The organism is Roseovarius halophilus (ex Wu et al. 2025) (assembly GCF_047086965.1).
Genome location: NZ_JBKOTX010000434.1, coordinates 1 through 1,778, shown reverse-complemented (window position 1 = coordinate 1,778; position 1,778 = coordinate 1). Strand labels below are relative to the sequence as shown.

Here is a 1,778-nt window from a genome sequence, read left to right as displayed (position 1 = left end):
GGCCAGCGCCCGGGCAGGGGGCGCCCCGCTGCCGCGCGCTCAGGTGCGCCGCATCTGGCACGAGACCGCGGGCTCCGGCCCCTACGACCCCTGGCAGGCCGAGACGCGCCAGATGCTCTCGGCCTGTTACGAGGACGACTGTGCTCGGATCGCGGGCATGGACGGTGTGGAACTGCTGTAACGTTCCGGGCGTATGGCGCCGCATCGAGGCATCCTTGCGGGTCGCGATCCCTGCGCGTGGCGGTGACACGTGCGACGGTGGCCTCGCCGCCGGTCATACCCATGTCAGCCCCAGACACCTGTGTCTGGTGGCGGATCCCTAGACAGGGCTGCCCGGAGGGGCCTTGGTGGCTTGATCGGCGCGCGCGACCTGACGTTCGCGATGGATCACGAAAAGACCCGATCCCATGATCACCGCGATGCCGGCCAGGGTCAGCGGGTCGGGGAAATTGTCGAAGATGAGATAGCCGAGGGCCGTTGCCATGACGATCTCGAGGTAGTGCAGCGGGGCCAGCGTCGCCGAGGGCGCGAAGGTCAGTGCCTGGGTCATCATCATGTGGCTGAGCGCGGCAAACCCACCGACACCCAGCAGCCAGAGCCAGGCCAGGCCCTGTGGCATCACCGGGTCCAGCGTGGGCCAACCGCGCCCGTCAGCCAGCCAGATCAGCGGCACCGTGGCCAGCGCCGCGATGGCGGCGGTATGCAACTGCATCGTCACCGGGTGCATTCGCCGTGACAGGCCACGGGTGATCAGCATGTAGGCGGCAAAGCTGACGGCGGTGCCCAGGGGCAGCAGTGCGACCGCCCCGAAGGCCCGCAGGCTGGGCTGGATCACCAGAAGGGCCCCGCCGAAACCCACGAGGGCAGCGCAGATACGGCGCCAGCCGATCTCGTCATTGAAGAGGTATCTGGCTACGAAAAGGATGATGAAGGGTTCGACAAAGACGATCGCAAGCGCGTCGGCGATGGGCATCACCCGGATCGCCGCGATGAAGAAATAGGTCGACAGCACCAGGAACAACGCCCGCCAAGCCAGCAGGCCCGCGGTGCCCGGCCCCGGCCGCAACCGCAGTCCCAGCCAGAGGCAGACCGGCAGCATCAGCGCGGCCTGGATGACGAATCGCGCGGCGGTGATTTGGCCAACGGGCAGTGTTCGTGCGGCCAGCTTAGCGGCAACGTCCAGCATGGGCGCGGACATGCAAAAGCCGATCATCAGCAGGATGCCGGGCAGGATGCGGTCGGCCCCGGGGGTGTTACCTGTGTTCATGCCGCCGGGCCTACAGGGCGGGCCGCGCAGGGTCCAGCCAGTGCACGTCCGAGGCAAGCTGGGGTCGGGTCCGGCGGAGGCGACGCCACCGACGGCCACCACCCGCGAATCGATCGATCGTACAATGACCGCGCCGCCCTGTCCGGGTGACGCCTGACCTTGCGGGCCTTGATCCAGATCAAGGCCCGCGGGTGGCAGTCATGGAAGGTGATCTCAAGGCTTCAGGATAGCCGATCAGGACACTGCCCGCGCCCGGCAGCCGCACGCGGGAGCATGGACACCGACCCGACATGAATTACGAAGACTATCTCCATACCGAACTCACACGGCTCAGGGACGAAGGCAACTATCGCGTCTTTGCCGACCTCGAGCGGGAACGCGGCGCCTTTCCCAAGGCCAGAAACCACCTGGGCGCGTCCGTCCGCGACGTTACGATCTGGTGTTCCAACGACTATCTCGGCATGGGCCAGCACCCGGATGTGCTGGCGGCCATGCACCAGGCGCTCGATAC

2 protein-coding genes and 1 pseudogene are annotated in these 1,778 nt (G+C 67.2%); 2 read left to right on the top strand and 1 reads right to left on the bottom strand.

Annotation, left to right across the window (positions count from 1 at the left end):
- Positions 1-181, top strand: a 181-nt coding sequence (locus tag ACH107_RS32555) for a hypothetical protein (RefSeq protein ID WP_412509739.1), incomplete at its 5' end; no start/stop codon positions are given.
- A gap of 138 nt (positions 182-319) precedes the next feature.
- On the opposite strand, the gene ACH107_RS32550 is transcribed toward ACH107_RS32555, so the two are convergent.
- On the bottom strand, positions 320-1,267 hold the full coding sequence (locus ACH107_RS32550) for a DMT family transporter (protein WP_310702786.1): 948 nt from the start codon (positions 1,265-1,267) through the stop codon (positions 320-322).
- Positions 1,268-1,557: 290 nt separating this feature from the next.
- On the opposite strand from ACH107_RS32550, the pseudogene ACH107_RS32545 reads away from it, so the two are divergent.
- A pseudogene (locus ACH107_RS32545) lies at positions 1,558-1,778 on the top strand (5-aminolevulinate synthase); the annotation flags it as partial.